This is a genomic window from Ruegeria sp. CH5 (assembly GCF_056537025.1).
Map to the genome: position 1 here is coordinate 453,408 of NZ_JBQFQT010000003.1, position 26,373 is coordinate 479,780.

Annotated in this window: 26 protein-coding genes; 19 read left to right on the forward strand and 7 right to left on the reverse strand. The window is 62.4% G+C overall.

Annotated features, from left to right (window positions below):
• Positions 1-62 precede the first annotated feature (62 nt).
• From trxA to ACR0JC_RS12610, 3 genes are read left to right on the forward strand one after another with little or no spacing between them, the layout of a single operon-like run.
• Positions 63-980 carry a thioredoxin gene (gene trxA / locus ACR0JC_RS12600; RefSeq protein WP_170342261.1) on the forward strand — a complete coding sequence of 306 codons (918 nt, stop codon included), beginning with the start codon at positions 63-65 and terminating at the stop codon, positions 978-980.
• A gap of 27 nt (positions 981-1,007) precedes the next feature.
• On the forward strand, positions 1,008-1,649 hold the full coding sequence (locus tag ACR0JC_RS12605) for an LON peptidase substrate-binding domain-containing protein (protein WP_170364255.1): 642 nt from the start codon (positions 1,008-1,010) through the stop codon (positions 1,647-1,649).
• Entirely contained in the window at positions 1,646-1,831 is a 186-nt protein-coding gene (locus ACR0JC_RS12610) for a Trm112 family protein (protein WP_093964266.1), read from the forward strand. Before ACR0JC_RS12605 ends, ACR0JC_RS12610 begins: the two co-directional genes overlap by 4 nt.
• On the opposite strand, the gene ACR0JC_RS12615 is transcribed toward ACR0JC_RS12610, so the two are convergent.
• A complete protein-coding gene (locus ACR0JC_RS12615) occupies positions 1,828-3,054 on the reverse strand; it encodes an FAD-dependent monooxygenase (RefSeq protein ID WP_170342273.1) in 1,227 nt (408 codons plus the stop codon). The two genes, ACR0JC_RS12610 and ACR0JC_RS12615, sit on opposite strands and share 4 nt — an antisense overlap.
• A gap of 93 nt (positions 3,055-3,147) precedes the next feature.
• On the opposite strand from ACR0JC_RS12615, the gene ACR0JC_RS12620 reads away from it, so the two are divergent.
• The 4 genes from ACR0JC_RS12620 to ACR0JC_RS12635 all read left to right on the forward strand — a co-directional run bounded on the left by ACR0JC_RS12620 (position 3,148) and on the right by ACR0JC_RS12635 (position 9,320).
• Positions 3,148-4,476: an amidase gene (locus tag ACR0JC_RS12620; RefSeq protein ID WP_170342275.1), complete on the forward strand. Its 1,329-nt coding sequence runs from the start codon at positions 3,148-3,150 to the stop codon at positions 4,474-4,476.
• Positions 4,477-4,585: 109 nt separating this feature from the next.
• Positions 4,586-5,767 carry an aminotransferase class I/II-fold pyridoxal phosphate-dependent enzyme gene (locus ACR0JC_RS12625; protein WP_170342277.1) on the forward strand — a complete coding sequence of 394 codons (1,182 nt, stop codon included), beginning with the start codon at positions 4,586-4,588 and terminating at the stop codon, positions 5,765-5,767.
• 13 nt (positions 5,768-5,780) lie between these two features.
• The gene (locus tag ACR0JC_RS12630) at positions 5,781-8,684 is read left to right on the forward strand and encodes a DNA translocase FtsK (protein WP_480763958.1); all 2,904 of its coding nucleotides are present in this window, start codon (positions 5,781-5,783) and stop codon (positions 8,682-8,684) included.
• 39 nt (positions 8,685-8,723) lie between these two features.
• A complete protein-coding gene (locus ACR0JC_RS12635; protein WP_170342281.1) occupies positions 8,724-9,320 on the forward strand; it encodes a LolA family protein in 597 nt (198 codons plus the stop codon).
• A 12-nt stretch (positions 9,321-9,332) separates the two neighbouring features.
• Here ACR0JC_RS12635 and ACR0JC_RS12640 read toward each other — a convergent pair whose 3' ends face one another.
• Positions 9,333-9,914, reverse strand: coding sequence for a transglycosylase SLT domain-containing protein (locus ACR0JC_RS12640; protein WP_093964271.1), 582 nt, complete (start codon positions 9,912-9,914; stop codon positions 9,333-9,335).
• 187 nt (positions 9,915-10,101) lie between these two features.
• Here ACR0JC_RS12640 and hspQ point away from each other — a divergent pair, with 187 nt between their 5' ends.
• Positions 10,102-10,428, forward strand: coding sequence for a heat shock protein HspQ (gene hspQ, locus ACR0JC_RS12645; protein WP_170342283.1), 327 nt, complete (start codon positions 10,102-10,104; stop codon positions 10,426-10,428).
• A gap of 24 nt (positions 10,429-10,452) precedes the next feature.
• Here hspQ and ACR0JC_RS12650 read toward each other — a convergent pair whose 3' ends face one another.
• The 3 genes from ACR0JC_RS12650 to ACR0JC_RS12660 form a co-directional block, all read right to left on the reverse strand.
• On the reverse strand, positions 10,453-12,030 hold the full coding sequence (locus tag ACR0JC_RS12650) for a gamma-glutamyltransferase family protein (protein ID WP_170342286.1): 1,578 nt from the start codon (positions 12,028-12,030) through the stop codon (positions 10,453-10,455).
• Positions 12,031-12,218: 188 nt separating this feature from the next.
• Positions 12,219-12,680: an ATP-binding protein gene (locus tag ACR0JC_RS12655; RefSeq protein WP_170342288.1), complete on the reverse strand. Its 462-nt coding sequence runs from the start codon at positions 12,678-12,680 to the stop codon at positions 12,219-12,221.
• A 20-nt stretch (positions 12,681-12,700) separates the two neighbouring features.
• Entirely contained in the window at positions 12,701-13,039 is a 339-nt protein-coding gene (locus ACR0JC_RS12660; RefSeq protein ID WP_170342291.1) for an STAS domain-containing protein, read from the reverse strand.
• A 100-nt stretch (positions 13,040-13,139) separates the two neighbouring features.
• Here ACR0JC_RS12660 and ACR0JC_RS12665 point away from each other — a divergent pair, with 100 nt between their 5' ends.
• Positions 13,140-14,312 (forward strand): acetyl-CoA C-acyltransferase, encoded by a 1,173-nt coding sequence (locus tag ACR0JC_RS12665; protein WP_170342293.1) that lies wholly within the window; start codon positions 13,140-13,142, stop codon positions 14,310-14,312.
• Between the two features lie 73 nt (positions 14,313-14,385).
• Positions 14,386-14,841 (forward strand): GAF domain-containing protein, encoded by a 456-nt coding sequence (locus ACR0JC_RS12670; protein WP_170342295.1) that lies wholly within the window; start codon positions 14,386-14,388, stop codon positions 14,839-14,841.
• Positions 14,842-14,846: 5 nt separating this feature from the next.
• On the opposite strand, the gene ACR0JC_RS12675 is transcribed toward ACR0JC_RS12670, so the two are convergent.
• Positions 14,847-15,743 carry a cation diffusion facilitator family transporter gene (locus tag ACR0JC_RS12675; protein ID WP_170342297.1) on the reverse strand — a complete coding sequence of 299 codons (897 nt, stop codon included), beginning with the start codon at positions 15,741-15,743 and terminating at the stop codon, positions 14,847-14,849.
• Positions 15,744-15,781: 38 nt separating this feature from the next.
• Positions 15,782-16,114, reverse strand: a complete 333-nt coding sequence (locus ACR0JC_RS12680) for a DUF1294 domain-containing protein (RefSeq protein WP_367647302.1) — start codon at positions 16,112-16,114, stop codon at positions 15,782-15,784.
• A 56-nt stretch (positions 16,115-16,170) separates the two neighbouring features.
• Between ACR0JC_RS12680 and ACR0JC_RS12685 the strand changes: the two genes are divergently transcribed.
• The 9 genes from ACR0JC_RS12685 (at position 16,171) to ACR0JC_RS12725 (ending at position 26,208) form a co-directional block, all read left to right on the forward strand.
• On the forward strand, positions 16,171-16,740 hold the full coding sequence (locus ACR0JC_RS12685; RefSeq protein WP_170342300.1) for a helix-turn-helix domain-containing protein: 570 nt from the start codon (positions 16,171-16,173) through the stop codon (positions 16,738-16,740).
• Entirely contained in the window at positions 16,740-17,363 is a 624-nt protein-coding gene (locus ACR0JC_RS12690) for a LysE family translocator (protein WP_093964279.1), read from the forward strand. The genes ACR0JC_RS12685 and ACR0JC_RS12690 overlap by 1 nt, the downstream gene beginning before the upstream one ends.
• Positions 17,364-17,367: 4 nt before the next feature.
• Positions 17,368-17,748, forward strand: a complete 381-nt coding sequence (locus ACR0JC_RS12695; RefSeq protein WP_170342302.1) for a GFA family protein — start codon at positions 17,368-17,370, stop codon at positions 17,746-17,748.
• A 15-nt stretch (positions 17,749-17,763) separates the two neighbouring features.
• Positions 17,764-20,211 (forward strand): GcvT family protein, encoded by a 2,448-nt coding sequence (locus ACR0JC_RS12700; RefSeq protein WP_170342304.1) that lies wholly within the window; start codon positions 17,764-17,766, stop codon positions 20,209-20,211.
• Positions 20,212-20,226: 15 nt separating this feature from the next.
• Positions 20,227-20,703: a cupin domain-containing protein gene (locus ACR0JC_RS12705; protein WP_170342306.1), complete on the forward strand. Its 477-nt coding sequence runs from the start codon at positions 20,227-20,229 to the stop codon at positions 20,701-20,703.
• 12 nt (positions 20,704-20,715) lie between these two features.
• Positions 20,716-21,768 carry an alcohol dehydrogenase family protein gene (locus ACR0JC_RS12710; RefSeq protein ID WP_170342308.1) on the forward strand — a complete coding sequence of 351 codons (1,053 nt, stop codon included), beginning with the start codon at positions 20,716-20,718 and terminating at the stop codon, positions 21,766-21,768.
• A 12-nt stretch (positions 21,769-21,780) separates the two neighbouring features.
• On the forward strand, positions 21,781-22,674 hold the full coding sequence (locus tag ACR0JC_RS12715) for a homocysteine S-methyltransferase family protein (protein ID WP_170342310.1): 894 nt from the start codon (positions 21,781-21,783) through the stop codon (positions 22,672-22,674).
• Between the two features lie 9 nt (positions 22,675-22,683).
• Positions 22,684-23,667, forward strand: coding sequence for a GlxA family transcriptional regulator (locus tag ACR0JC_RS12720; RefSeq protein ID WP_170342312.1), 984 nt, complete (start codon positions 22,684-22,686; stop codon positions 23,665-23,667).
• An 87-nt stretch (positions 23,668-23,754) separates the two neighbouring features.
• Positions 23,755-26,208 (forward strand): GcvT family protein, encoded by a 2,454-nt coding sequence (locus ACR0JC_RS12725; RefSeq protein WP_170342314.1) that lies wholly within the window; start codon positions 23,755-23,757, stop codon positions 26,206-26,208.
• Positions 26,209-26,373: the final 165 nt, after the last annotated feature.

The window sequence follows — 26,373 nt, forward strand, 5'->3', positions numbered from 1 at the left end:
CTTGGTTTCCCGGTCGGCTGGTTGCATATAAGGCCCAAGACTGAATCCGGAGAGTGAATGCCATGGAACTTCTGAACGGCGCAGGCAGCCCCGCAGCCACCGATCTGATCAAAGACGGAACCGAGGCCACTTTCATGGCCGATGTCGTCGAGGCATCGCAGGAAATGCCCATCATCGTAGACTTCTGGGCGCCCTGGTGCGGTCCGTGCAAGACCTTGGGTCCGGCCTTGGAAGAGGCCGTGACCGCGGCCAAGGGCGCGGTCAAGATGGTGAAAATCAACGTGGACGAGGCGCAGATGATCGCCTCGCAATTGCGCATCCAGTCGATTCCGACCGTCTATGCCTTCTTCAAGGGGCAGCCGGTTGACGGATTCCAAGGCGCTTTGCCAGGATCGGAGATCAAGGCCTTTATCGACCGTGTGATCGAGGCCGCCGGGGGCCAGAGCCCGGGCGGGCAGCTGGACGAGGCCGTGGAGGCCGCCGAAGAGATGTTGAATGATGGCGCGGCAGTGGATGCGGCCCAGACCTTTGCCGCCATTCTTGGCGAAGACCCCAAACATGCCGCAGCCTATAGCGGTTTGGTGCGGGCGCATATCGCGATGGGTGACCTTGATCAGGCCGAGGCGATCCTGAACGGCGCTCCGGCCGAGATTTCAACGACAGCCGAGTTGGAAGCTGCCCATGCGCAGCTGGAACTGGCCAAACAGGCCGCAAATGCCGGGCCGGTGGCCGAGTTAACGGCAGCGGTCGAAGCTGACCCCGACAACCATCAGGCTCGGTTTGACCTGGCGCAGGCGCTCTATGCCAACGGCAAGGCCGCCGAGGCGGTTGACCAGCTTCTGGAGCTGTTCCGCCGCGATCGGGAATGGAATGATGGCGCAGCCAAGGCGCAGCTGTTCACCATCTTCGATGCGCTCAAGGCCAATGACCCGATCGTTTTGAACGGCCGCCGCAAACTCAGCTCGATGATATTTGCCTAACCGCGCATCAGAGCTAGAATCGGAAACATGATGCATCCCGCCGATCTGCCGGACACGGTGTCCGTGTTTCCTCTGCCCGGGGCGCTGTTGCTGCCCCGGTCACGCCTGCCGCTGCATATTTTCGAGCCCCGCTACCTGCAAATGCTGGATGACGCCTTGAAAACCAAAGAGCGGTTGATCGGCATGGTCCAGCCGAACCCTTGTCAAAACGACGACACCAAATTGCATCGGATCGGATGCGCCGGACGTGTCACGCAGTTTTCCGAGACCGAAGACGGGCGCTATCTGATCACGTTGTCCGGTGTATCCCGGTTTCGCATACAATCCGAATTGGATGGTTTCACGCCGTATCGTCGCTGCGCCGTTACTTGGGACGGGTTCAACCGCGATCTGGGCAAAGGGGAAATAGACGATACGTTCGACCGGTCCGGCTTCCTGCGTTTGCTGGGGCGTTACTTTTCCGCCCGCCAACTGTCGACCGATTGGGAGTCGCTGAACGAGGCGGATGACGAATTACTGGTCAACTCCCTGTCGATGCTTCTGGATTTCGACCCTGAGGACAAGCAGGCCCTGCTTGAGGCGCCCTGTCTGCGCACCCGGCGCGAAACGCTTGTCACACTGATCGAATTCTCGCTGCGCGGGGGTTCAAACGAGGAACAATTGCAATGACTGAAACGGAACCGGGGTTCGACCGCCACATGCTCGAGGCGCTGATCTGCCCCCAGACCCACACCACCCTGGAATATGACGCCGAGCGGCAGGAGCTGGTCTCGAAAGCCGCTGGTCTGGCTTTTCCCATCCGCAACGGGATTCCGGTGATGCTGGTGGATGAGGCGCGCAAGCTCGACTAGATCGGGCGGCCCTGCAGCAGCTTGGGCAGGTCGCCTGTCAAACCGGCGGCCTCGCGCACGAAGCCGCGGCGCAGGTTGGGCAGGGAGCCCACGATGCCCATTCCGATGTCGCGCCCCAGCCGCAGGATCGGATTGTCGTTCGAAAACAGCTTGTTGAACACATCTGTCGCCATTGCCAGGGCCGCCGTGTCAAAGCGGCGCCATTCCTGATAACGCTCCAGAACCAGCACCGAGCCGATGTCCTCGCCGCGTCGCCCGGCCAGCGTCAGCACCTCGGCCAGAGCGCCGACGTCGCGCAGCCCGGCGTTCAGCCCCTGACCGGCGATCGGGTGCATGCCATGTGCCGCATCACCCACCAGCGCCAGCCGCTCGGCGATGAAGGAATTGGCGATGGTCAGGTTCAGCGGATAGGTGAACCGGTCGCCCTGCAGGCGGATGTCACCCAGAAAATCGCCGAACCGGGGCCGCAGAACCTGAAGGTACTCGGCCTCGTCCAGCGCGTTGATGCGCTGCGCGGTGTCAGAGCGTTCGCTCCAGACGATCGAGCTGCGGTTGCCGGTCAGCGGCAGGATCGCCAGCGGTCCGGGGGGCATGAAGAACTGATGTGCGATGCCGTGATGCGGCAGGTCGTGTTCGATGGCGCAGACCAGCGCGGTCTGGCCGTAGTCCCATCCGGTCCGCTTGATCCCGGCGCGGACGGCGGTGCCGCTGCGGCGGCCGTCGCAGCCCACCAGAAGCCGGCCGGTCAGCGCCGATCTGTCATCCAGCGTCACGGTCACGCTGCCTGGACCGGTTTCCTGCGCAACAACGGTTTTGCCACTGACCCGGGTGATTGCCGGGTCCGCCTCCATCGCCGCAAGAAATGCGCGCCGCAGGTGACGGTCCTCGACCATATAGCCCATCGGGCCTTCCTCGATCTCGGCATGGTCGAAATGCATGAAAAACGGCGACGGACCTGCGCCCGCATGGCCATCAGTCACCTTGATCTCCAACATCGGCTGGGCGTGCTCCGCGACCCACTCCCAGACGCCGATCGCGGCCAGCAACCGTTGCGAGGCCAGCGCCAGCGCATAGGCACGCCCGTCGAACGCCGCGTTCTTGCGCACCTTCTCGGCCAGTGCGTCGATCACGGTAACGCTGTGCCCGGTCTGCGCCAGCGCCAGCGCCAGGGCGGGGCCGTTCAGCCCGCCGCCCACGATCAAGATATCGGAAACCTGTGTCATGCGGTGCAATATGCGCGCCCTTTCGGGATTGTCCATGTGCAGTCCTGTCGCTACCGTCGCCGAAACACGAATTTTTCCGACAAGGGGGCAAAGATGCAGGACTGGCTGACCATGACGGCATGTGACCTGGGCCGGGGGATCGGCATGGGTCAGATCGATCCCGAGGAGCTGACCGAGGTCTATCTGGCGGCCATCGACGCCCATCCGCACCGCGACCGCATCTATGCCCGCGTCACGCATGACCGCGCCCGCGCCGAAGCCCGCGCGGCCAAGGAGCGGGCGGCCCAAGGGCTGCGCCGGTCGTTGCTGGATGGGGTGCCGATCAGCTGGAAGGATCTGTTCGACACCGCCGGGATCGGAACCGAGGCCGGATCGGCCCTGCTGCGCGGCCGGGTGCCCGAGAACGACGCAACCGTCCTGCGCAACGCAACGTCCATGGGCGCGGTCTGTCTGGGCAAGACGCATATGAGCGAGCTGGCCTTCTCGGGGCTTGGTCTGAACCCCGTCACCGCGACGCCGCCCTGCGTGAATGACGAAAAGGCGGTTCCCGGCGGGTCGTCCTCGGGCGCGGCGGCGTCGGTGGCCTTTGGTCTGGCGGCCTGCGGAATCGGCTCGGACACGGGCGGATCGGTGCGCATTCCGGCCGCGTGGAACGATCTGGTGGGGCTGAAGACCACCTCGGGGCGGTTGAGCCTTGAGGGCGTGGTGCCCCTGTGCCTGCGGTTTGACACGGTTGGCCCGCTGGCGCGGTCCGTCGAGGATGCGGCGCAGATGCTGGCGCTGCTGGGGGGCGGAACGCCGGCCGATCTGCGGGGCGCCAGCCTGAAGGGGCGTCGGTTTGCCGATCTGCAGACAATCGCGCAGGACGATCTGCGCGACGCACCACGCCAGGCCTATGCCGAGGCGCTGGACCGCTTACGTGATGCAGGGGCCGCGATCGTGCCGCTGGAGGTGCCGGAACTGGTCGAGGCGATGGGCCTGTCCGGTGTCCTTTACACCACCGAAGCCTATGGCCTGTGGCGCGACGTGATCGAGGCCAACCCTGAGGCGATGTATCCCGAAATCCTTGAACGGTTCCGCGCGGGCAAGGGGCATTCCGGCCCGGATTACGTGGCCGCATGGTCTCGGTTGAAGGCCTGCCGGTCGGTCTGGGACGCGGCCACCGCCGGCTTCGACGCGGTTTTGGCCCCCACTGCGCCGATCCTGCCGCCGGATCTGGACCGGCTGATGAACGACCATGACTACTATGTCACCGAGAACCTTCTGGCTCTGCGCAACACCCGGATCGGCAACCTGATGGGGCTGGCGGCGCTGTCGCTGCCCACTTCGACACCGTCCTGCGGGCTGATGATGTTGGGCTATCCGGGCTCGGAAGAGGCGCTTTTGCGGCTGGGTGCGGCGGCCGAGGCGGTTCTGACCTGAATGCCACAATCCCCTGATTCGGAACCTCTTTGTCTGGACGCGCGGGGGTTCGGCCTGTAATCTGCTGGAAAACCGGGGCGCCAATGATCCCGGTATCGAGGCAGCAGTCATGAATTTCCCCGAGCGGTTTTCGAACCTACCGGCCTATGCTTTTCCGCGTCTACGCGCCCTGCTCGACCATCACGTGCCGGGCGGTGATGTCGTGCATATGACGATTGGCGAGCCCAAGCATGACTTTCCGCCCTGGGTGACCGATGTCATCGTGGAAAATGCCGCCGGATTTCAGACATACCCGCCGAACGAGGGGTCCGACGCGCTGCGCGGGGCCATCGCCGACTGGATCGACCGTCGCTATGGCGTGCGGATGGACCCCGAGACCAACATCATGGCACTGAACGGCACGCGCGAGGGGTTGTATAACGCCGCCATGGCGCTCTGCCCCGAGCAGAAGAACGGCCAGCAGCCGATCGTTTTGTGCCCCAACCCGTTCTATCAAGTCTACATGGTGGCCTCGATCTCGGTCGGGGCGCAGCCGTATTTCGTGCCGGCCACCGCGGCCACCGGGCATCTACCGGACTATGCCGGCCTGCCAGAGGATGTGCTGAACCGCACCGCCGTCGCCTATATCTGTTCGCCCGCCAACCCGCAGGGTGCCGTCGCCTCGCGCGACTACTGGGCCGAGCTGATCCGGCTGGCCGAGCGGTACGATTTCCGCATCTTCGCCGACGAGTGCTATTCCGAGATCTACCGCGATACGCCGCCCACCGGCATCCTGACCGTCGCGCAGGAGCTGGGCGCCGATCCCGAGCGGATCACGCTGTTCAACTCGCTGTCGAAACGGTCGAACCTGGCGGGGCTTCGGTCGGGGCTGATCGCGGGCGGGCCGGAAAGCATCAAGCGGGTCAAGCAGTTGCGCGCCTATGCCGGGGCGCCGTTGCCGCTGCCGTTGCAGGCCGCCGCGGCCAGGGTCTGGGCCGACGAGGCGCATGTTCAGGAAAACCGCGCGCTGTATCAGGAAAAATACGCCATCGCCGATCAGGTATTCGCGGGCGTTCAGGGCTATATGCCGCCCGAGGCGGGGTTCTTTCTTTGGCTGCCTGTCGAGGATGGCGAGCAGGCCGCATTGAAGCTGTGGCGGGAAACCGGGGTTCGGGTCCTGCCGGGCGCATATCTTTCACAAGGGGATCCGGGGCAGAACCCGGGCAAAGGCTTTATCAGGGTCGCGATGGTGGCCCCAAAAACAGAGATGCAGCGCGGGCTGATCACGCTCCGCGACTGCATCTATTCGTGAGGTACGAGGGCACATGGCATCTTACAACGCGCGCAACCGCGACCCATTGTTGGACAGCACCACCCAGGCCGCGATCGAGCGGCGCAGCAAGGAACTGATCGGGATCGCCTTGATCTTGGCCGGCCTGGCCGCCGCGGCGATGATCTGGTCCTACACGCCGGATGATCCGAACTGGATGGTCTCGACCGACGCGCCGGTGCAGAACTGGCTGGGCCGGTTCGGCGCTTCGATCGCCGCGCCGTTGTTCATGATCGTGGGCTGGGGCAGCTTTGGCATCGCGCTGGTGCTGGTCGGCTGGGGCGTGCGCTTTGCCGGCCATTTCGGCGAGGATCGCGCCGTGGCCCGCCTGATTTTCGCGCCGATCTGGATCGCCGTCCTCTCGGTCTATGCCGCAACGCTGGTGCCCGGCGCCGAATGGCGCGCGACGCACAGCTTTGGTCTGGGCGGTCTGTTCGGCGACACGGTGATGGGCGCGCTGCTGACGCTTTTGCCGATTTCGTCGCATTTCATGGTCAAGCTGATGTCGCTGGCCATGGCGGCCGGCATGCTTGCATTGGGCGTTTTTGTGCTGGGCTTCACCAAATCGGACGTCCGGCGCGGGTTCCGAGCTTTCCTGCTGGGTCTGGTGATGGCCTATGACATGCTGATGACCGCGCTGGGGCAAGGGGCCTCGGCCACGGCCCGTGCCGCGCAGGCGCGCCGGGAAAAGTGGCAGGAACGCAAGGCAACCCAGGCCGCCGGTGCCGAATTCGAGGATGAACTGGCCTATGCCGATCCGGTCTTTGAAGAGCCCGAGATCGCAGCCCCCGAGCCCGTCAAAACGGGCCTGCTTGCGCGCATGCCTGGCCTGATCCGCCGCCCCGAGCCGATGCCCGAACCCGAACTGGTCGACCCGGAACCTGTTACCGGATATGACGAGATGCCGGGCGAGGACCGGATCCGCTCGAAGATCTCCGCGGTGATCCAAAACCGCAAGGTCGCCACCGGTGAAATCGCGCCCGAGCCGGATCCGAACCGCCCGCTGACCAAGGGGCGCGGCCGTGGCCCTGACCCGCTGATCCTGAATGCGCCGCGAGCGGGCAACCTTCCGCCCGAACCTCCGCTGACTGCTGCCGGGCTCCCGCCCGAGCCGCCGTTGACAGGTCACCCGGCGCAGCCTTCTGCGGAAATGAAGACGTTCGCGGAAGACCCGGTCTCGGCCTATGCGCCGGAGGATATCGACGACGATCAGGTGTTCGAGGATGCAGAGGACTCAATCGCCGAGGCACGCCCGGCATTGAAGATCCCGGTTGCCGAACCGCGCAAGCCGGTCGTGGCGCAACCCGTCCGGCGCAACGTCCTGCCGTCGCGACGGGCTCAGGCCGAAGCGCAGCCCAGCCTGTCTTTCGAAGAGCGGCACACGGATTTCGAACTGCCGCCGCTCAGCCTGTTGACGAACCCGTCGGGCATTCAGCGTCATCACCTCAGTGACGAAGCGCTGGAGGAAAACGCGCGGATGCTGGAGAACGTGCTGGATGATTATGGGGTCAAAGGCGAGATCGTCAGTGTCCGCCCCGGCCCTGTCGTCACGATGTACGAGTTGGAACCCGCACCGGGCCTGAAAGCCAGCCGCGTGATCGGGCTGGCCGATGATATCGCCCGGTCTATGTCGGCACTGTCCGCGCGGGTCTCGACCCTGCCCGGACGTTCGGTCATCGGCATCGAACTGCCCAACGAGAACCGCGAGATGGTGGTCCTGCGCGAAATCCTGGCAAGCCGCGATTTCGGCGACGGCACCCATGCGCTACCGCTGGCGCTGGGCAAGGATATCGGCGGAGACTCGGTCGTGGCCAACCTTGCCAAGATGCCCCACCTGCTGATCGCCGGGACGACCGGTTCGGGCAAGTCGGTGGCGATCAACACGATGATCCTGTCGCTGCTCTACAAGCTGACACCAGACGAATGCCGCCTGATCATGATCGACCCAAAGATGCTGGAACTTTCCGTCTATGACGGCATCCCGCATCTGCTGTCGCCGGTCGTGACCGACCCGAAAAAGGCGGTGGTTGCCCTGAAATGGGTCGTCGGCGAAATGGAGGACCGCTATCGCAAGATGTCCAAGATGGGCGTGCGCAACATCGCCGGCTACAACGGCCGGGTGAAGGACGCGCTGTCCAAGGGCGAGATGTTCAGCCGCACGGTCCAGACCGGGTTCGACGACGAAACCGGAGAACCCGTTTTCGAGACGGAAGAGTTCGAACCCAAGGCCATGCCCTATATCGTCGTCATCGTCGACGAGATGGCTGACCTGATGATGGTGGCCGGCAAGGAGATCGAAGCCTGCATCCAGCGTCTGGCGCAGATGGCGCGGGCTTCGGGCATCCACCTGATCATGGCCACGCAGCGGCCCTCGGTGGACGTCATTACCGGCACGATCAAGGCCAATTTCCCGACCCGGATCTCGTTCCAGGTGACGTCGAAAGTCGACAGCCGGACCATCCTGGGCGAGATGGGGGCCGAACAGCTGCTGGGGCAGGGCGACATGCTGTACATGGCTGGCGGCGCCAAGATCACTCGCTGCCACGGGCCGTTCGTGTCGGATGAAGAGGTCGAGGAGGTCGTGAACCACCTCAAGCAGTATGGCCCGCCCGACTATGTCGGCAGCGTGCTGGACGGCCCGTCCGAGGACAAGGCCGACAATATCGACGCGGTTCTGGGGCTGAACACCGGCGGTAACACCAATGGTGAGGATGCCCTGTACGATCAGGCGGTTGCCATCGTGATCAAGGATCGCAAGTGTTCAACCTCGTACATCCAGCGGAAACTTGCCATCGGCTACAACAAGGCTGCACGGCTGGTCGAGCAGATGGAGGACGAAGGCGTTGTTTCGGCAGCAAATCACGTGGGCAAACGCGAAATCCTCGTCCCGGAACAGTAGGATATTTAATAACAAGGGCAGAGCGCATATCTGTGTGTCATGAAACAGATTGCCTTTGCCCTTGCCCTTGCTTTGACTGCCCCTGCAGCCTGGGCCGCCGACAAGCTTCCCTTGTCGCAGATCTCGAACTATCTGAACGGATTGAAGGCCGTTCAGACGACGTTTACCCAAGTCAACGATGACGGATCGCTGAGTACCGGCAAGCTGTGGCTGCAGCGCCCCGGAAAGATGCGGTTCGAATACGATCCGCCCAACAGTGCGGTCGTGTTGGCCAATGCCGGCACGGTGATGGTGTTCGACCCCAAATCAAACCAGCCGCCTGAGCAGTACCCGTTGAAGCGCACACCGCTATCGCTGGTTCTGGCGCGCAACGTGAACCTGTCGCAGGCCAACATGGTAGTCGGCCATACATTTGATGGCACAGCCACGGTCGTCACCGCGCAGGACCCGAAAAACCCCGAGTCCGGGCGGATCGAGCTGATGTTCACGGCAAATCCGATCGAGTTGAGGAAATGGGTCATCTACGACAACGCCGGGGGTCAAACCACGGTGCTGCTGGGCCCCCTCAACGAAGATGTCAGAATCGACAGCGGCCTGTTTTCGAACAAGGCGCGGCGCGGGTCAGAAAACCGCTGACCCGCAGCTCTTTCAGTAGCGGCAGCTGGACAGCTGCGCCTGGTACATCTGCGCACGTGCGTCCACGTCATTGGCCACGTTCAATAGCCAGGTCTTGCCGTAATGGCTGCCGCGTGCGTAACCCGCGCGACCTTCGTGATACGCCAGATACTGGTTCCGCGTGTCGCTGGTCGAGATGCCGATCTTCTGACTGCTTTTGTTCATGTACCAACCGACGAAATCTGATGCGTCACGAATGCGGTCACGCTTGGCGCGCCGCTTCCCGGTTTCGCGCTGATATTCTTCCCAGGTTCCGTCCAGGGCCTGGCTGAAGCCATAGGCGCTGCTCTGACGGCCCATCGGAATAACCCCCAGAACATATTTGTGGGGCGTCCGCGCGTCGTGACGATAGCGGCTTTCTTGGTAGATGGTTGCCATCTGGACATGAACCGGGACACCCCATTTGCGTTCGGTGCTCTTGAACGCCTTGATCATGTCCGGCCGCTCGCGTGCGATGGCGCAAGCGTCATTGAGGTTGCTGGGCGGACGCTGTGCGCCGCCCCCACAGGATGCCAAAAACAGCACCCCGAAGAGTACGAGAAGTTTTCTGCTCATGTGCCTCGTGCCTTTTTTCTTTATTCTAGCGCAGATTGCAGGCCGAGGAAATCACAATCGTATAAGAAACCCTGCAGCAGGCCGTCGACTGTCAGGCATAGGTTCACAGACTGTTTCCGCGAATTTCAGATCAATGATTGGCAATTGCCGGCGGAAAGGTTTAGTAAGTGCCTTGGGGGCTGAGACAATGCTGAAGACAAATGCAAAGTACCGCCTGGGCCAGGTGGTTCGTCACAAGAAACATCCCTTCCGAGGGGTGATTTTTGACGTGGATCCGGAATTTGCGAACACCGAGGAATGGTACGAGGCAATTCCCGAAGACAGCCGCCCGATCAAGGATCAGCCGTTCTACCATTTGCTGGCCGAGAACGATCAATCCTTCTATGTGGCTTATGTATCAGAGCAAAATCTGATTGCCGACCAGTCTGGCGAACCTGTTGATCATCCTGATATTCCCAACATGTTCGGGCCGTTTCAGGACGGCAGCTATCCGCTGCACTTCCAACTGAACTGATACGGTGTTGACGCCGTTGCGGCGTCAGTAACCCAAAGCGCAACCATCCTTTCGGGGGTCGCTGGCGCCCTCCAATACTCCGCTTTGACGGATTCGGATCGCCTGGGCGCCGCCCAGAGGCGTTTCCGTTTCGACGACATTGTGCCCCATTTCCGACAATTGTTGCGCGACCCTGCGATCGTAACTGGGTTCGATCTTCAAGATCGAACCGTCGGCAAAAACGCGGGGTGCGTCGACGGCGTGCTGCAGCCCCAAGTCGAAATCCAGAAGGTTGGAAACCAGGCGCGCGTGGCCTGTCGGCTGATAGGCCCCGCCCATCACGCCGAACGGCATGGCTATCTGCCCGTTTTGCTTCAGTATCGCGGGAATGATTGTGTGCATCGGGCGCTTGCCGCCGCCCAGTTCGTTCGGATGTCCCGGTTCAAGGTTGAAACCACATCCGCGGTTCTGCAGGAGAATGCCAAACTTTTCCGAGGCGATGCCCGATCCGAAGCTGTGGAAGATGGAGTAGATCAGAGAAACAGCCATACGATCCCGGTCGACGACCGTGACATAAACCGTGTCCTTGTGCACCGCTTCGGTCAGCGGGGCGGCGGCGGTCATGGCGCGCCGGGGATCAATCAGCTCGGCCAGCTTTGCCGCCGTTTCCGGCGCCAGAAAATGTTCCATGCGCGACGACTGATCCGGGTCGGCGATGAACCGGTTGCGTGCATCGTAGGCCAGCTTGGTCGCCTCGGCTTCGATATGCGCCCGTTCGGCGCCCCACGGGTCCATGCCTGCAATGTCGAAATGCTTGAGGATGTTGAGAAGCAGGATCGCAGTCGCGCCTTGTCCGTTCGGCGGATGTTCCAGCAGTTCAGCGTTGCGGTAGTCACCTCCGACCGGTGAGGCTTCGATGAACTTTGTGTCGTGAAAGTCCGTGGCCGAATGGATCCCGCCTCGAGAATTCAACGCGGCCAGCATGTCATCGGCGATTTCGCCCTCGTAAAAGGCGTCACGCCCCCTTCGGGCCACGCGACGCAGGACTTCTGCCTGACCCGGAGCGCGAAACACCTGACCTGTCGTTGGGGCGCGGCCGTCGATCAGATAGTGATCCCGCGCTGCGCCCTGCAGCGTTTCGGCCCCGATCGACCAGTCATGCGCGACGCGAGGTGCAACCGGAACGCCCGTTTCGGCATAGTGAATTGCAGGTTGAAGAAGGGCCTCGATCCCCAATCGACCCTCGGCCTCTGACAGGTGGCAGAATGCGTCAACAGCCCCGGGGATCGTCACCGCTTCGGGGCCGTCAAGTGGCACCGCAGCCAACCCACGGGCCCGCAGATCTTCGGCCGAGGCGCCAGCGGGCGCCCGCCCGGATCCGTTCAGCGCGCGCACCTTCGTTTCGCCAGCGCGATTGTAAAGAACGAAACAGTCGCCACCCAGACCTGTCATCTGCGGTTCGCAGATGCCCAGAAGTACGCCCGCGGCAATGGCGGCGTCCATTGCGTTTCCGCCGCGGCCCAGAATATCCAGCGCCACCTTTGCAGCCAGCGGATGCGAGGTTGCGCACATCCCTTCGGTCGATAAAACCTCGGAACGGCCGGGGGCGTGGAAATCGCGCATGGAATGGGTCTCCTCCTGAACGCGTCGACACTAGGGTGCCGTTGGCTGATGTCCAGTCATTTCAAGGAGAAGGTCCTCGGCGCCGTTCACTGGGTGGGGGCTGTGACACATGGCGCCGAGGGAAGCTATCTGAGCTACCCCTTGTTTCTGCCGGTCGTTTGCGGCGCGACAATGGTCCGATCTGGGCGTTATTGTGGCCGATCCGCTTTTTTTGTGCGCTCAAACCGCAAGAATAGCAGGTTTTGGCCGTTTCTGCGGTCATACCGCACCTCGTCGGCCAATGTGCGGATCAGGAACCAACCGAATCCACCTTCGGGCAGGTTTGAAGTATCGGTTTCCACACTGGCGGGAATACCATCAGGCATCTTCAGGCCGGGCAAGGGGTGCCCGGTGTCAGTGATCTGGACCTCCAGGTAATCTTTGGAGTCCAGCACGGAAACCCGAACCATTCCGGGCGCGCGCTCAGCATAGGCGTGTTCGACAACATTGTTGATCGCCTCGGCCAACACGATCTTGATGTCGGCAGTCTTTTGCCCCGGCAAACCGAGATTCGACAGCCCCGCGTGCAACGAAGCGATGGCGCGGCTGGCCTCGGCTTCGACGGCAGGGAACGCCACTTCGAGTCGGCCGTCTTCGCAGTTGACTGTCACGCCATTTGCCCCCTGACGCTTCACTCCAACTCGGAGGCCAGCGCGTCATCCAAGTTGGGATGCAGTTTGAAAACCGTATCCATCCGCGTCAGCCGAAAAACCTTGGCCACGACAGGCTGCAATCCCGCCAGTTCCAGCCTGCGCCCATTTCCAAGTTGCTTCATGGACGCCACGATCGCGCCCAATCCACTGGAGTCTATGAACTCGACCGCAGACAGGTCCAGGATGATCCGACCGGCGCCATCTGCGGTTTGGGTCCGCATGTCTTCCTTGAACTGTATCGCCATGGCGGCGTCGATGCGGGCGGCGTCGACTGTGATGATCTGCGTCTCGCCTGTCGTTTTGCTGCTCAGTGCCACGTGACTCCCCTCGGATTCCGTCGATCGATCGTAGAAATACGCTAGACGGCATTTCTTACCATTCGGTATCCAAGCACTCGACAAAAGGAGGAGTCGTCACATGAAAGAGGTTGTGATCGCTGGTGCGGCCCGGACGCCGATGGGCGGGTTTCAAGGAATGTTCGACGGCGTGCCTGCGGCGGAACTGGGTGGCGTCGCCATTCGTGCGGCGCTTGAAAACGCCAGGACGCAGACGGTCGACGAGGTTTTGATGGGCTGCGTTCTGCCCGCCGGTCAGGGGCAGGCTCCGGCGCGGCAGGCAGGGTTTGCGGCAGGTCTGGGTGAAGAGGTGCCTGCAACCACACTGAACAAGATGTGCGGGTCGGGCATGAAGGCGGCGATGATGGCGTTCGATCAGATCGCGCTTGGCCATGCAGACTCGATGGTTGCGGGCGGGATGGAAAGCATGACGAATGCGCCCTACTTGCTGCCCAAGATGCGCGGCGGGGCACGTATCGGTCACGGCCAGGTGGTGGATCACATGTTCCTGGACGGGTTGGAAGATGCCTATGACAAGGGCCGCCTGATGGGCACTTTTGCCGAGGACTGCGCCGAGGCTTATCAATTCACCCGAGAGGCGCAGGACGAATACGCGTTGAAATCGCTGTCGAATGCGCTCGAAGCGCAGGCCAGCGGGGCCTTCTCGGACGAGATCGCAGCCGTCACGGTCCGAAGCCGCAAAGGTGAAATCATTCAGGATTCGGACGAGCAGCCCAAATCGGCGCGGCCGGAAAAGATACCGACGCTGAAGCCGGCATTCCGCAAGGATGGCACGGTGACGGCGGCCAATTCCTCGTCAATCTCGGATGGCGCGGCGGCGCTGGTTCTTGCCGCGGCTGACACGGCTGAGGCGCGCGGCCTGAATGTCCGTGCCCGCATCCTGGGCCACGCGAGCCACGCCCAGGCGCCCGGCCTTTTCACGACGGCTCCGGTCCCGGCCGCGCAGAAGCTGCTGGAACGGATCGGTTGGAGCAAGGACGACGTGGACCTGTGGGAAGTGAACGAGGCGTTTGCCGTTGTTCCGATGGCCTTCATGCACGAAATGGGCCTGCCGCGCGACAAGGTCAACGTCAACGGTGGCGCCTGCGCCCTTGGTCATCCGATCGGTGCCTCAGGTGCACGCATCATGGTGACGCTTCTAAATGCACTCGAGAAGCGTGGCCTGAAGCGCGGAGTGGCCGCGATCTGCATCGGAGGCGGCGAAGGCACCGCAATCGCGATCGAGCGGGTTTGACGCTTTGGCATTTTGCCATTAGCTGAACCGGGCCGCAGAGGTTGCGGCCCGGTTGCACATTGGAAATGACCCCATGAAAGCTGACTACGCGCTCTTGTCCAAAACCATCGAAGCCCTGACGGAAGGTGAAACTGACCAGGTCGCTCTGATGGCCACCGTCGCCTGCGAGGTGCATCACAGCGACGACCGCTTTGACTGGACAGGGTTTTACCGTGTGACCGAGCCGGAGTTGTTGAAGATCGGACCCTATCAAGGCGGGCACGGCTGTTTGGTCATTCCGTTCTCGCGCGGGGTCTGCGGGGCAGCAGCGCGCACCGGAGAGGTTCAGCTGGTCCCGGATGTGGATGCGTTTGAGGGGCACATTGCCTGCGCCTCGTCGACCCGGTCCGAATTGGTTCTGCCGGTGCGGGATTCTGCGGGGCAGGTCATCGGGGTCTTTGATATCGACAGCGATCAGCCCGATGCGTTCGAGCAGGCCGATGCCGATGGGTTGTCGCGTATCCTTGCGCAGGTTTTCGGGCGTCTGTAGAACCTTTATCCCGGTTCGATTCCCGAGGCTTTGAGCTGAGAGTCCGGCTCCACGTGAATGATGGTCCGGGCCTCGGGCAGCTTTTCGGCGATTGCATCTTCGATCGCGTCACAGATGTCGTGGGCGTCACCGACTGTCATGTTGCGATCGACGACCAGATGAAATTCGATGAACACGGCTTTGCCGGCCCGTCGGGTGCGCAGATCGTGGATCTGCAAGGCTCCCTGAGACGAGTTCCGAACGGCGGCCTCGATGATGTCCGTGTCCTCGGTGTGGGCAGCTGAATCCATCAGATCTCCGGCCGAATGGAAAATGACCTTCCAACCTTCGCGCAGAATATTCGCGGCCACCAGAATGGCCAGCAACGGGTCAAGAACGGCCCAGCCTGTGAGCAATACCAGGATCAGTCCCAACAAGACCCCGGCCGAGGTCCAGACGTCGGTCATCAGGTGGCGCCCATTGGCGGTCATGGCCGGCGAGCGCCGTTTCTGACCCGCCGAGATCAAGACGCGGGCCCAGACCAGGTTCAGGACCATGGCCGCTGCGTTCACGGCCAGTCCGATCGGTCCGAGCTGGTCGAGGTGAGGCGCGAACAAGGCGCCCCAGGCTTCCTGAATGATCAGGATTGCGGCGAGAACGATCAGGGTCCCCTCGGCGATGGCCGAGAAGTTCTCGGCCTTGTGATGTCCGAAAGGGTGATTGCTGTCGGCAGGACGCTCTGCCATCCGAATGGCAAACCACGCCAGCAGCGCGCCAACCACGTTGACCAAAGACTCCATTGCGTCGGAATACAGAGCGACCGACCCGGTCAAATGCCATGCCAGGACCTTGAGCAGCAGCACCAGCAGGGACACCGCCACTGACCCGATGGCCAGCGCCTGGGACGAAGTTCTGTCAATCATGTGCAACCATTGCCCGATCGCACTGCCAAATGCCAGTTTCAAACAGAACTGTAGGTGAGGAACAGGTAGATCGCGCCCGCCTGCAGAGCCGTAATGGCATACAGCACAGTCGTCAGCCGCTTTTTCCGGGTCTTGTGCCCGAATATCCAGCGACCCAACAAAGCTGCGGGGCTGCCGCCCAACAGCGCCAGTTGCAAAAGCCACTTCTCCGGGACACGCCGCCTGCGTCGGATCGCCCGCAGCTTGTCCCAGCCGAACACCAGCAAAGTCAACGCGTTGATGGCCCAGAAATACAGAATGACGATCCACATTCCGCAGCCATAGCGTGGAAGGATCAGGATCGGTAGTGAAAAATCTCTTGGAATTTTCACCGATTCGGGACATCGTGAAAAATGTGACGTAAATTTCATGAATCGGGGGTGGTAGCGTGAACGACCGGGCCCATATCGCTGCGACGCTGGGGGCGGACATTCGCGCGCTGCGCAAGGCGCGCGGGCTGACGCTGACCGATATCGCTTCGCGGTTGGACCGGTCGGTGGGCTGGCTCAGCCAGGTCGAGCGCGATTTGTCTGCTCCGTCGATCTCGGATCTGCGCCTGATCGCGGAATGCCTGGGCGTGCCGATGTCGATGCTGTTCGCCCATACCGGCGTTCTGGCCGGGGAACAGGGCTATGTGGTGCGCGCCGGTTCGCGCCGGCCGATGGGGTCGGGCGAGGAAGGGCTGATCGAGGAATTGCTGTCGCCTGACCTGACCGATGATTTCGAGATGGTGCATTCCACCTTTGAGCCCCATTCCCGGATGCAGACCCCGGCCAACCGTCCGACGCAGGAGGTTGGATACATGATCTCGGGCCGTCTCGACCTTACGATCGGAGGCCGAAATTTCACCGTCGGCGTCGGGGACAGCTTTCGGATCAAGCACGAACCCTATCAATGGGCGAACCCTTACGACGAACCCGCCGTGGCCGTCTGGGTGATTGCTCCGCCGGTGTACTGATGAGCTTTGAGGCCTGGACCATATTCGCGCTGTTCTGGGTGGTGTTCGTGACCACGCCGGGTCCGAATGCGGTGAATTGTATCTCGAACGGGATGAGCCTGCCATTTCCCAAGGCGATGCTTGGGGTTCTGGCGATCCTGACCCAGGCCAGCGCCTTTCTGATCCTGTCGGCTCTGGGGGTGACAGCCCTGATCGCGGCCTCGCCAACCGGGTTTTTTGTGGCCAAGCTGATCGGGGCGGGGTTCCTGATCTGGATGGGACTCCGGGGGTGGATGAACGCCGCGCGTCCCGCGCCGGCCAGCCAGCGCCCGGCCCGCCATGTCTATCTCCATGCCTTGGCCGTCGCCACGATCAATCCAAAGAGCGTCGCAGGTTACCTGGCCGCGTTTTCCCAGTTCGTGCAGCCTGATGTGCCGATCTGGCAGCAAATGGCGATCATCATGCCGACGGCGCTGATCATCACGACGCTCAGCTACACCGGGTTCACACTGTTGGGTGCGGTGATGGGGCGGGCGGCGCTGGGCGCCGTGTTCAACGTCTGGGTGCGCCGCGTCATGGCCACCTGTTTCATCATTTATGGCGTCCTGCTGGGAACCAGCGCGGCACCTGCAGGAAAGGGATAGAACCATGCAAAAAGGATCGTGCCTTTGCGGTTCGGTGGCCTTCACGATCAACGGAGAGCTGTCACCGCCCTCGGCCTGCCACTGCGGGCAATGCCGTCGGCAGTCTGGGCATTATTGGGCCTCGACCGCGACCCACCAGGACAACCTGACCCTGAACAGCAGCGATACTCTGGGATGGTTTCAGGCTTCGGACACGGCCCGGCGTGGTTTCTGCAAGGCATGCGGAAGCTTTCTGTTCTGGCAGCACAAGGACGAAGACACGATTTCGGTTTCGATGGGGGCTCTGGACCAGCCCACTCAGTTGAAACTGGCCCGCCACATCTTCGTGGCGGACAAGGGCGACTACTACGACATCACGGATGAACTGCCCCAAAGGGCACAATGACAGGGATCTAGAAACATGAGCGATTTTCCGACCAAGGCCCGCGTGGTCATCATCGGCGGCGGCGTCGTAGGGGCGTCCTCGCTGTACCATTTGGCCAAAAAGGGCTGGGCCGACTGCGTTCTGCTGGAAAAGAACGAGCTGACCGCAGGCTCGACATGGCACGCGGCGGGCAACGTGCCGACCTTCTCGACCTCGTGGGCGATCATGAACATGCAGCGCTATTCGACCGAGCTGTATTCACGTCTTGGCGAAGAGGTCGACTACCCGATGAACTACCACGTGTCCGGCTCGATCCGTCTGGCGCACAGCAAAGAGCGGATGCAGGAGTTCCAGCGGGCCATGTCGATGGGCCGCTATCAGGGGATCCCGATGGAAATGTGGACGCCGGAGCAGGCCAAGGAACGCTACCCGTTCCTGGAAACTCATGATCTTGAGGGCGTTCTCTATGACCCGACCGATGGGGACATCGACCCTGCGCAGCTGACCCAGGCGCTGGCCAAGGGCGCACGCGACATGGGGCAGAAGATCATCCGGTTCTGCCCGGCCACGGGCGTGACCCAGCATGACGACGGCACCTGGACCGTCCACACCGAAAAGGGCGACATCGACTGCGACTATGTCGTCAACGCCGCCGGCTACTACGCGCAGCGTGTGGGCGAATGGTTCAAACCCTTTGGCGGCCGCACCGTACCCGCGATGGTCATGAGCCACCAGTATCTGCTGACTGACGAGATCCCTGAGGTCGAAGCCTGGTCGAAGGAAAACGGCGGCAAGCTGCCGCTGCTGCGCGACGTGGATATCTCCTACTACCTGCGACAGGAAAAGCACGGCTTCAACCTTGGCCCATACGAGCCCAATTGCAAGGGCCACTGGATGACCGAGGACGACCCGATGCCTGAGGATTTCAGCTTCCAGTTGTGGAACGACGATCTGGACCGGATCGAGGACATCGTCACTGACGCAATGGAGCGGGTGCCGCTGATGGCGACCTCGGGCGTGGGCCGCGTGATCAACGGGCCGATCCCCTATGCGCCCGACGGCCTGCCGCTGATCGGGCCGATGCCCGGCGTCAAGAACGCCTTCGAGGCGCATACCTTCACCTTCGGCATCGCCCAAGGCGGCGGTGCAGGCAAAGTGCTGGCCGAATGGATCGTGGATGGTGCCACCGAATGGGACATGTGGGCCGTCGATCCGCGACGCTACACCGATTACACCGATCAGGACTACTGCAACCAGAAGGGCATGGAGGTCTACGGCAACGAATACGCCATGCACTTCCCCCATCACGAATGGCCCGCCGCGCGCGACAAGAAGCTGTCGCCCGTGCATGCCAAGGTCAACGAACTGGGCGGCGTCATGGGGGCCTACAACGGCTGGGAGCGCGCCAACTGGTTCGCGCAGCCGGGCGACGACACCTCCGAGGAAAGCACCCACACCTGGGGCCGCTCGGGTCCGTGGGAGCAGCGGATCAAGGAAGAATGCGAGGCCGTGCGCGACCATTGCGGCGTGCTCGACCTGCCGGGTTTCTCGCGCTTTGTCGTCAAGGGCGAAGGCGCGGCCGAGGCGCTGCGCGGGCTGGTCACCGGCGGCCTGCCCAAGGTGGGGCGGATCAACCTCGTCTACATCGCCGACAATCGCGGCCGCATCCTGACCGAGATGTCCTGCATGCGCCTGGGCGAGGATGAGTTCGTGATGATCACCGCCGCCACCGCGCAATGGCACGACCGCGACATCCTGATGAACGCAATGCCCGCGGGCGTCGCGGTCGAGGACGTGACCACCACCCGCGACACGCTGATCGTGACCGGTCCGAAATCGCGTGAGATCCTGTCGGGCCTGACCGATGCCGACCTCTCGCTGGGCTGGCTGACCCATCAGGCGGCCACCGTGGCCGGACAGCCCGCCCACCTGATCCGCGTATCCTTTGCCGGCGAGTTGGGTTGGGAGGTGCATGCATTAAACGAGCACATGCCCGCGATCTATGACGCGATCCTCGCCGCCGGGGCCAAGCCGTTTGGCATGTATGCGCTGAACTCACTGCGTATCGAGAAGGGCTATCGCGCATGGAAGGGCGATCTCAGCACCGACTACTCGCTGCTCGAAGGCGGGCTGGAGCGCTTCATCAAGTTCGACAAGCCGCAGGATTTCCCCGGCAAGACCGCGTTGCTGGCGGAAAAGCAGCGTGGAGCGAAGAAGTCTTTCGTTACTCTGGTCGTCGAGGCCGGTGACTGCGATGCGCCTTACATGTCCTGCATCTGGCAGGGCGATCAGATCGTGGGCGAGACCACATCGGGCGCCTGGGGCTATCGTGTCGGCAAGTCCGTCGCGCTGGGTATGATCAAGGCCGATCTGGCCAACCCGGGCACCGAGCTTGAGGTGGAAATCTACGGCGAAAAGTGTCGCGCCGTGGTACAGGAGGATCAGCCGCTGTGGGATCCCGCAAACGAGCGGCTGCGCGCCTGACACAAGGAGGCCCATATGCGCCCGCGATATTCCAAGCAGGGACCCGGTGAGGGTCCCAACTATGACTGGGAGAATGACCATACCTTCGTGAAGGTTTCCGGTCAGGACACGGGCGGGGCCTACACCCTGATGGAAGACAACTTGAAGGCCAGCTTCGCGCTTGGCCTTCATCGCCACGACAGCCACGCCGAGACATTCTATTTCCTTGAGGGCGCCGTGGATTTCTACGTCGACGGAGATTGGCACCTGTGCACGCCGGGCACCACCATGCATGTTCCGCCGGGTGTGCCGCATGCCTGCCGCGTCGCCGACAACAAACCGGCACGAATGCTCATGATCTTTCAACCCTCCGGGTTTGACGGTTTCCTTGCGGAACTGGCAACCATGACCCAGGCAGATTCTGAGGACGAGGCCAAGATGGCCGATCTGAATGCCCGCTACGACATCGTGCCGATGGGGCCGGTGCCGCCCCATCCCGACGACCAGACCTGAGAAGCCAGCGAAATGAATGCTCCAAAGACGATGTGCGGTGTCTATCTGACAGGTCACGGTGGTCCAGAAGTTCTGGAATGGCGCGAGGATATTCCGGTTCCAGTACCCGGGCCCGGGCAGGTTCTGGTCCGCGTGGTCGCGGCAGGCGTCAACAACACCGACATCAACACGCGGATCGGATGGTATTCCTCGGACGTCACCGGCGCGACGGACGCGGTTGACCAAGAGGTCGAAGCCGGCGGGTGGGGCGGCGCGCTGTCCTTTCCCCGCATTCAAGGCGGAGATCTTTGCGGCATAGTCGAGCAGATCGGGCCGGGTGCCGGCTTCAAACCGGGGCAACGCGTGACCTGCCCGATCAACCTGCCGCGCCCGCGCCCGGGTAACCCGACAGGCTTCATCGCGCTTGGGTCCGAGATCGACGGGGCTTTTGCGCAATACTGCCTGCTCGAGGCGGATGACCTCTATGACGTGACCGCCTCACCGCTGTCGGATGTGGAAATCGCCGCCATCCCCTGTGCGTTTGGCACGGCCGAGAACCTGTTGACCCGCGCCTGCGTGACGGCCGGGCACAAGGTGCTGATCACCGGCGCCTCGGGCGGCGTCGGGCTGGCGGCCGTGCAATTGGCAGCCTTGCGGGGAGCAACCGTCTGGGCGGTGACCAGTGCGGCCAAGGCCGAAGTGGTGCGGGCGCAGGGTGCGGCTGGGACGTTCGACCGCGACACGCCGCTGCCGCCGGACAGCTTTGACGTGGTGATCGACGTAGTCGGCGGCCCGGCCTTTCCCGGACTGATCCGGACGCTGAAGCCGGGCGGCCAATATGCCGTGTCCGGGGCCATCGCCGGCCCGATCGTGCAGGCCGACCTGCGCGAGATCTACCTGCGTGACATCACGATCCACGGCTGCACCCATCAGGCTTTCGAGGTCTTCGGCCGGTTGGTCGAGTTGATGAACGCGGGTCGGATCAAGCCGTTGATTTCCAAGACTTACCCGCTGCGCGAGATCGTGCAGGCGCAGACGGACTTTCAATCAAAGACCCTGCCCGGAAAGCTGGTTCTCATACCGTAAGGAGGCACCGAGATGGCAGACATCACGCTGTTGGATGGTTCGATCGGTCAAGAGCTGGTCAAACGTCGTGGCGAACAGCCAACCGCCTTGTGGTCAACCCGCGTAATGATCGACGAGCCGGGGTTGGTCGGAGACATCCATCGGGATTATTTTGACTGCGGGGCAACCGTCGCCACGACAAACACCTACGCCGTGCACCGCTCTCGCCTCGTACGAGCGGGGATCGAGGACCAGCTGGAGCAACTTATTGATGCGGCTCTGACACAGGCCGAACTGGCGTGCGATGGGCGGGTGGGGCGTATCGCCGGCGCGCTGGGCCCCTTGCTGGCCACCTATCGCCCCGATTTGAACCCCGATCCCGACGAGGCCGCGCGGAAATTCTCGGAACTGGTGCGATTGATGCAGAACCGGGTGGACCTGTTTCTGATCGAAACCGTCTCGTCCGTGACCGAGGCCGAAGGCGCCCTGCGTGGAACTGAAGGCTGTGGCAAGCCGGTCTGGCTGGCCCTGTCGGTCATGGACGAGGACGGTACGCGGCTGAGGTCGGGCGAACCGCTGGGCGCGATCGCGCCACTGGTCGAACGCTTCGATCCCCAGGCGGTTCTGATCAATTGCACCCGGCCCGAGGCGGTGCCCGCGGCGCTGGAGATCCTTGCGGAACTTGAAAAGCCCTACGGTGCCTACGCGAATGGTTTCACCCGGATTTCCGACGGCTTCCTGAAAGACGCTCCGACAGTCGACGCGCTGGAGGCGCGCCACGATCTGGACCCGTCGGCCTATGCCGTACATGCGATGAGTTGGGTTGACCAAGGGGCCACGATCATCGGTGGATGCTGCGAAGTGGGCCCTGAGCACATCGAAGCTTTGGCCAACGCCCTGCGCTCGGCCGGGCACAGGATCGTGTGAGTGGCGGGTATGGCGGAGAAACCGGACCCTGGAAAACCCGAAGGCGTCAAGGCGCAGTGGCATTTTGACATCATCACCGCGCCGGGCTTCGTTCTGCTGGAACTGGCGTCGGTGGTGGATGTGCTTCGTCTTGCCAATCGGGTTTGCCCGCACCCGCCGTTCACTTATGCCTATCGGTCGCTCAAGGGAGGGACCATCGTCAGTAGCAGCGGCGCCAGCATTCCGACCCAGCCCGTTACGCGCCAACCGGACGCCGACTATCTGTTCGTGATCGGCAACACCGACCCGGACCAGCCCGAGCTGTCGCTGGGCCGGGTTGTGTCCGACTATACCTATCGCGGTGCGCAGGTCTTTTTGCTGGCCGAGGCCGCCAGCCGATACATCGACGAACACGGAACGCCCGACATGGCAACACATTGGGAAAACGCGTCGATCTTCCGCGAACGCGGTGCCCGGTTCGAGGCTAAGCTTTCGATCGCGACCGAGCAGGGCCCGGTCGTGACCTGCGCGGGAATGGGGGCCACGGCCGATATTGCTTTGGCGGTGATCGGGCGTCACATCTCGGGGCCGGCCAAGATGACGGTGGCTGACATCATGCTGCACGAACACATCCGCGACTTTTCGTCGTTGCAGCCGTTTTCGGGCGCCAAGACGACAACGACCGGGGACGCCCGGCTGGATCAGTGCATCAAGTTGATGCAGGCCAATATCGAAGATCCGTTACCCATCAATCAACTGGTCGAAGAGCTTGGAATGTCGAACCGCTCGCTGGAGCGCAAATTCAAAACGTTTTTTGGCACCACACCGAATGGGTTCTACCGGGAGATGCGGTTGGCCAAGGCCAACAACCTGCTTTTGAATACCACTATGAGCGTGCGCGAAATCGGCCTCGCCTGCGGCTTTCCCAACGGGTTCTCATCCGTCTACAAAAGCTTTTTCGGGATCACGCCATTCGCTCTGCGCCGCCAGAAACGCCAATCGGCGCTGCGGTGATTTTTGTGCCGCAGTTGACGTTTTTGCTGCATTTTTTGTCGCCTGTTCGTGGCACTCTGACGCCGACTCGAGATTGGAGGCTTCGGAATGGTTGATCTTCCCAGCAAGGCCCGCGTGGTGATCATCGGTGGCGGTGTGATCGGATGCTCGGTGGCCTATCACCTGACCAAGAAAGGCTGGAACGACGTTGTTCTGCTGGAGCGCAAGCAGCTGACCAGCGGCACGACCTGGCACGCGGCCGGCCTGATCGCCCAACTGCGCGCCACCGCGAACATGACCAAACTGGCGAAATACAGCCAGGAACTCTATGGCGCGCTCGAGGAGGAAACCGGCGTCGCCACGGGCTTCAAACGCTGTGGCTCGATCACCGTGGCGCTGACGGATGAGCGCAAGGAAGAGATCTACCGCCAGGCCGCCATGGCCCGCGCCTTCGGGGTCGAGGTCGAGGAGATCTCGAACGAGCGGGTGGCCGAGCTTTATCCGCATCTGAATCTGGATGGGGTCAAGGGCGCCGTCTATCTGCCGCTGGACGGCCAGGGCGACCCGGCCAATATCGCGCTGGCGCTGGCCAAGGGTGCCCGTCAGCGCGGCGCCGTCGTCAAGGAACGGGTCAAGGTCACCGAGATCGCAAAGCAGGGCCGCAAAGTTACCGGCGTCGACTGGGTGGCGGATGATGGCAGCGCCTCGGGCCATATCGAGTGTGACATGGTGGTCAACTGCGCCGGCATGTGGGGGCATCAGGTGGGGCGCATGGCGGGCGTGAACGTTCCGCTGCATGCCTGCGAGCATTTCTACATCGTGACAGAGGGCATCGACGGCCTGACCCAGCTTCCGGTTCTGCGGGTGCCGGACGAATGCGCCTATTACAAGGAGGACGCCGGGAAAATCCTGCTGGGCGCCTTCGAGCCCAACGCCAAGCCCTGGGCGATGGACGGCATCCCCGACAGTTTCGAGTTCGACCAACTGCCCGAGGATTTCGACCATTTCGAACCGATCCTCGAGGCCGCCTGCAACCGCATGCCGATGCTGGCCGAGGCGGGCATCCATACCTTCTTCAACGGGCCGGAATCCTTCACTCCCGACGACGCCTATCACCTTGGCCTTGCGCCCGAGATGGACAATGTCTGGGTCGCCGCCGGGTTCAACTCGATCGGGATCCAGTCTGCGGGCGGCGCGGGAATGGCGCTGGCGGAATGGATGGACTCGGGTGAAAAACCCTTTGACCTGGGCGACGTGGACATCAGCCGGATGCAGCCATTCCAGGGCAACAAGCAGTATCTATTCGAGCGGTCCAAGGAAACGCTGGGCCTGCTCTATGCCGACCACTACCCCTATCGGCAAAAGGCCACGGCGCGCGGCGTGCGCCGGACGCCGTTCCACCACCACCTGAAAGAAAACGGGGCCGTCTTTGGCGAGCTGGCCGGCTGGGAGCGCGCGAACTGGTTTGCCAATGAGGGGCAGGAACGCGAATACCGCTACAGTTGGAAGCGCCAGAACTGGTTCGAGAACTCGGCCGCCGAACACCGCGCAGTGCGCGAGAACGTGGGCATGTATGACATGTCCTCGTTCGGAAAAATTCGGGTCGAAGGCCCCGATGCCCAGGCTTTCATGAACTATATCGGTGGCGGCGACTACGCGGTTCCAAACGGCAAAATCGTCTACACCCAATTCTTGAACCGGCATGGCGGGATCGAGGCAGACGTGACCGTGACCCGCCTTTCCGAGACCGCCTATCTGGTCGTGACCCCGGCGGCGACGCGACTGGCCGACCAGACTTGGATGATGCGTCATTCGGGCAATTTCAATGTGGTCATCACCGATGTCACGGCCGGCGAAGGCGTTCTGGCGGTGATGGGGCCCAACGCGCGGACGTTGCTTGAAAAAGTTTCGCCCAACGACTTCTCGAATGCGGCAAACCCATTCGGCACCGCGCAGGAAATCGAGATCGGAATGGGCCTGGCACGCGTTCACCGCGTGACCTATGTGGGCGAACTTGGGTGGGAGGTCTACATGTCGTCGGATATGGCCGGGCACGTTTTCGAAACGCTGCACGAGGCTGGGCAGGACATGGGCCTGAAGCTGTGCGGTATGCACATGATGGACAGCTGCCGGATCGAAAAGGGATTTCGTCACTTCGGTCATGACATCACCTGCGAAGATCACGTGGTGGACGCCGGTCTCGGCTTTGCCGTCAAGGTGGACAAGGGGTGTGATTTCATTGGCCGAGATGCGGTAATTGCCCGCAAGGACAGCGGCCCCCACAGCCGCCTGGTGCAATTCAAGCTGACCGACCCTGAACCGCTGCTGTTCCACAACGAACCGATTATCCGCGATGGCGAATATGTGGGTTACATCAGCTCAGGAAACTATGGCCACACTTTGGGTGGCGCGATCGGCATGGGTTATGTCCCCTGCAAGGGCGAAAGCGCGGCCGACGTGCTGTCCTCGACATACGAGATTGACGTCTGTGGAGTTAAGGTCCGCGCCGAGGCGTCGCTCAAACCCATGTACGATCCGAAATCCGAACGTGTGAAGGTCTGATGGCGGGTTGGGGGCGTTGCTCCCACTAAGTTGCAGAGCGCCGGACGGAGGTTCTTGACGAGGCCTCTGTCTGGCCACGACTTTAGCGAAAAACAAAGCAGAGCCGAACATGGTTCTGCCGGTCGCACACCGGACGATAGGGCCGCCGACTCATCACAATTCGTT

What these genes read in the sequence shown, in the direction of transcription:
- ACR0JC_RS12615 (WP_170342273.1), bottom strand. Translation starts at nt 3,054, where the DNA reads ATGACACAGGTTTCCGATATCTTGATCGTGGGCGGCGGGCTGAACGGC.
- ACR0JC_RS12670 (WP_170342295.1), top strand. Translation starts at nt 14,386, where the DNA reads ATGAAAGCTGACTACGCGCTCTTGTCCAAAACCATCGAAGCCCTGACG.
- ACR0JC_RS12665 (WP_170342293.1), top strand. Translation starts at nt 13,140, where the DNA reads ATGAAAGAGGTTGTGATCGCTGGTGCGGCCCGGACGCCGATGGGCGGG.
- ACR0JC_RS12675 (WP_170342297.1), bottom strand. Translation starts at nt 15,743, where the DNA reads ATGATTGACAGAACTTCGTCCCAGGCGCTGGCCATCGGGTCAGTGGCG.
- ACR0JC_RS12635 (WP_170342281.1), top strand. Translation starts at nt 8,724, where the DNA reads ATGAAACAGATTGCCTTTGCCCTTGCCCTTGCTTTGACTGCCCCTGCA.
- ACR0JC_RS12640 (WP_093964271.1), bottom strand. Translation starts at nt 9,914, where the DNA reads ATGAGCAGAAAACTTCTCGTACTCTTCGGGGTGCTGTTTTTGGCATCC.
- ACR0JC_RS12625 (WP_170342277.1), top strand. Translation starts at nt 4,586, where the DNA reads ATGAATTTCCCCGAGCGGTTTTCGAACCTACCGGCCTATGCTTTTCCG.
- ACR0JC_RS12605 (WP_170364255.1), top strand. Translation starts at nt 1,008, where the DNA reads ATGATGCATCCCGCCGATCTGCCGGACACGGTGTCCGTGTTTCCTCTG.
- ACR0JC_RS12705 (WP_170342306.1), top strand. Translation starts at nt 20,227, where the DNA reads ATGCGCCCGCGATATTCCAAGCAGGGACCCGGTGAGGGTCCCAACTAT.
- ACR0JC_RS12650 (WP_170342286.1), bottom strand. Translation starts at nt 12,030, where the DNA reads ATGCGCGATTTCCACGCCCCCGGCCGTTCCGAGGTTTTATCGACCGAA.
- ACR0JC_RS12630 (WP_480763958.1), top strand. Translation starts at nt 5,781, where the DNA reads ATGGCATCTTACAACGCGCGCAACCGCGACCCATTGTTGGACAGCACC.
- ACR0JC_RS12710 (WP_170342308.1), top strand. Translation starts at nt 20,716, where the DNA reads ATGAATGCTCCAAAGACGATGTGCGGTGTCTATCTGACAGGTCACGGT.
- ACR0JC_RS12690 (WP_093964279.1), top strand. Translation starts at nt 16,740, where the DNA reads ATGAGCTTTGAGGCCTGGACCATATTCGCGCTGTTCTGGGTGGTGTTC.
- ACR0JC_RS12610 (WP_093964266.1), top strand. Translation starts at nt 1,646, where the DNA reads ATGACTGAAACGGAACCGGGGTTCGACCGCCACATGCTCGAGGCGCTG.
- ACR0JC_RS12725 (WP_170342314.1), top strand. Translation starts at nt 23,755, where the DNA reads ATGGTTGATCTTCCCAGCAAGGCCCGCGTGGTGATCATCGGTGGCGGT.
- ACR0JC_RS12720 (WP_170342312.1), top strand. Translation starts at nt 22,684, where the DNA reads ATGGCGGAGAAACCGGACCCTGGAAAACCCGAAGGCGTCAAGGCGCAG.
- ACR0JC_RS12700 (WP_170342304.1), top strand. Translation starts at nt 17,764, where the DNA reads ATGAGCGATTTTCCGACCAAGGCCCGCGTGGTCATCATCGGCGGCGGC.
- ACR0JC_RS12695 (WP_170342302.1), top strand. Translation starts at nt 17,368, where the DNA reads ATGCAAAAAGGATCGTGCCTTTGCGGTTCGGTGGCCTTCACGATCAAC.
- ACR0JC_RS12715 (WP_170342310.1), top strand. Translation starts at nt 21,781, where the DNA reads ATGGCAGACATCACGCTGTTGGATGGTTCGATCGGTCAAGAGCTGGTC.
- ACR0JC_RS12620 (WP_170342275.1), top strand. Translation starts at nt 3,148, where the DNA reads ATGCAGGACTGGCTGACCATGACGGCATGTGACCTGGGCCGGGGGATC.
- trxA (WP_170342261.1), top strand. Translation starts at nt 63, where the DNA reads ATGGAACTTCTGAACGGCGCAGGCAGCCCCGCAGCCACCGATCTGATC.
- hspQ (WP_170342283.1), top strand. Translation starts at nt 10,102, where the DNA reads ATGCTGAAGACAAATGCAAAGTACCGCCTGGGCCAGGTGGTTCGTCAC.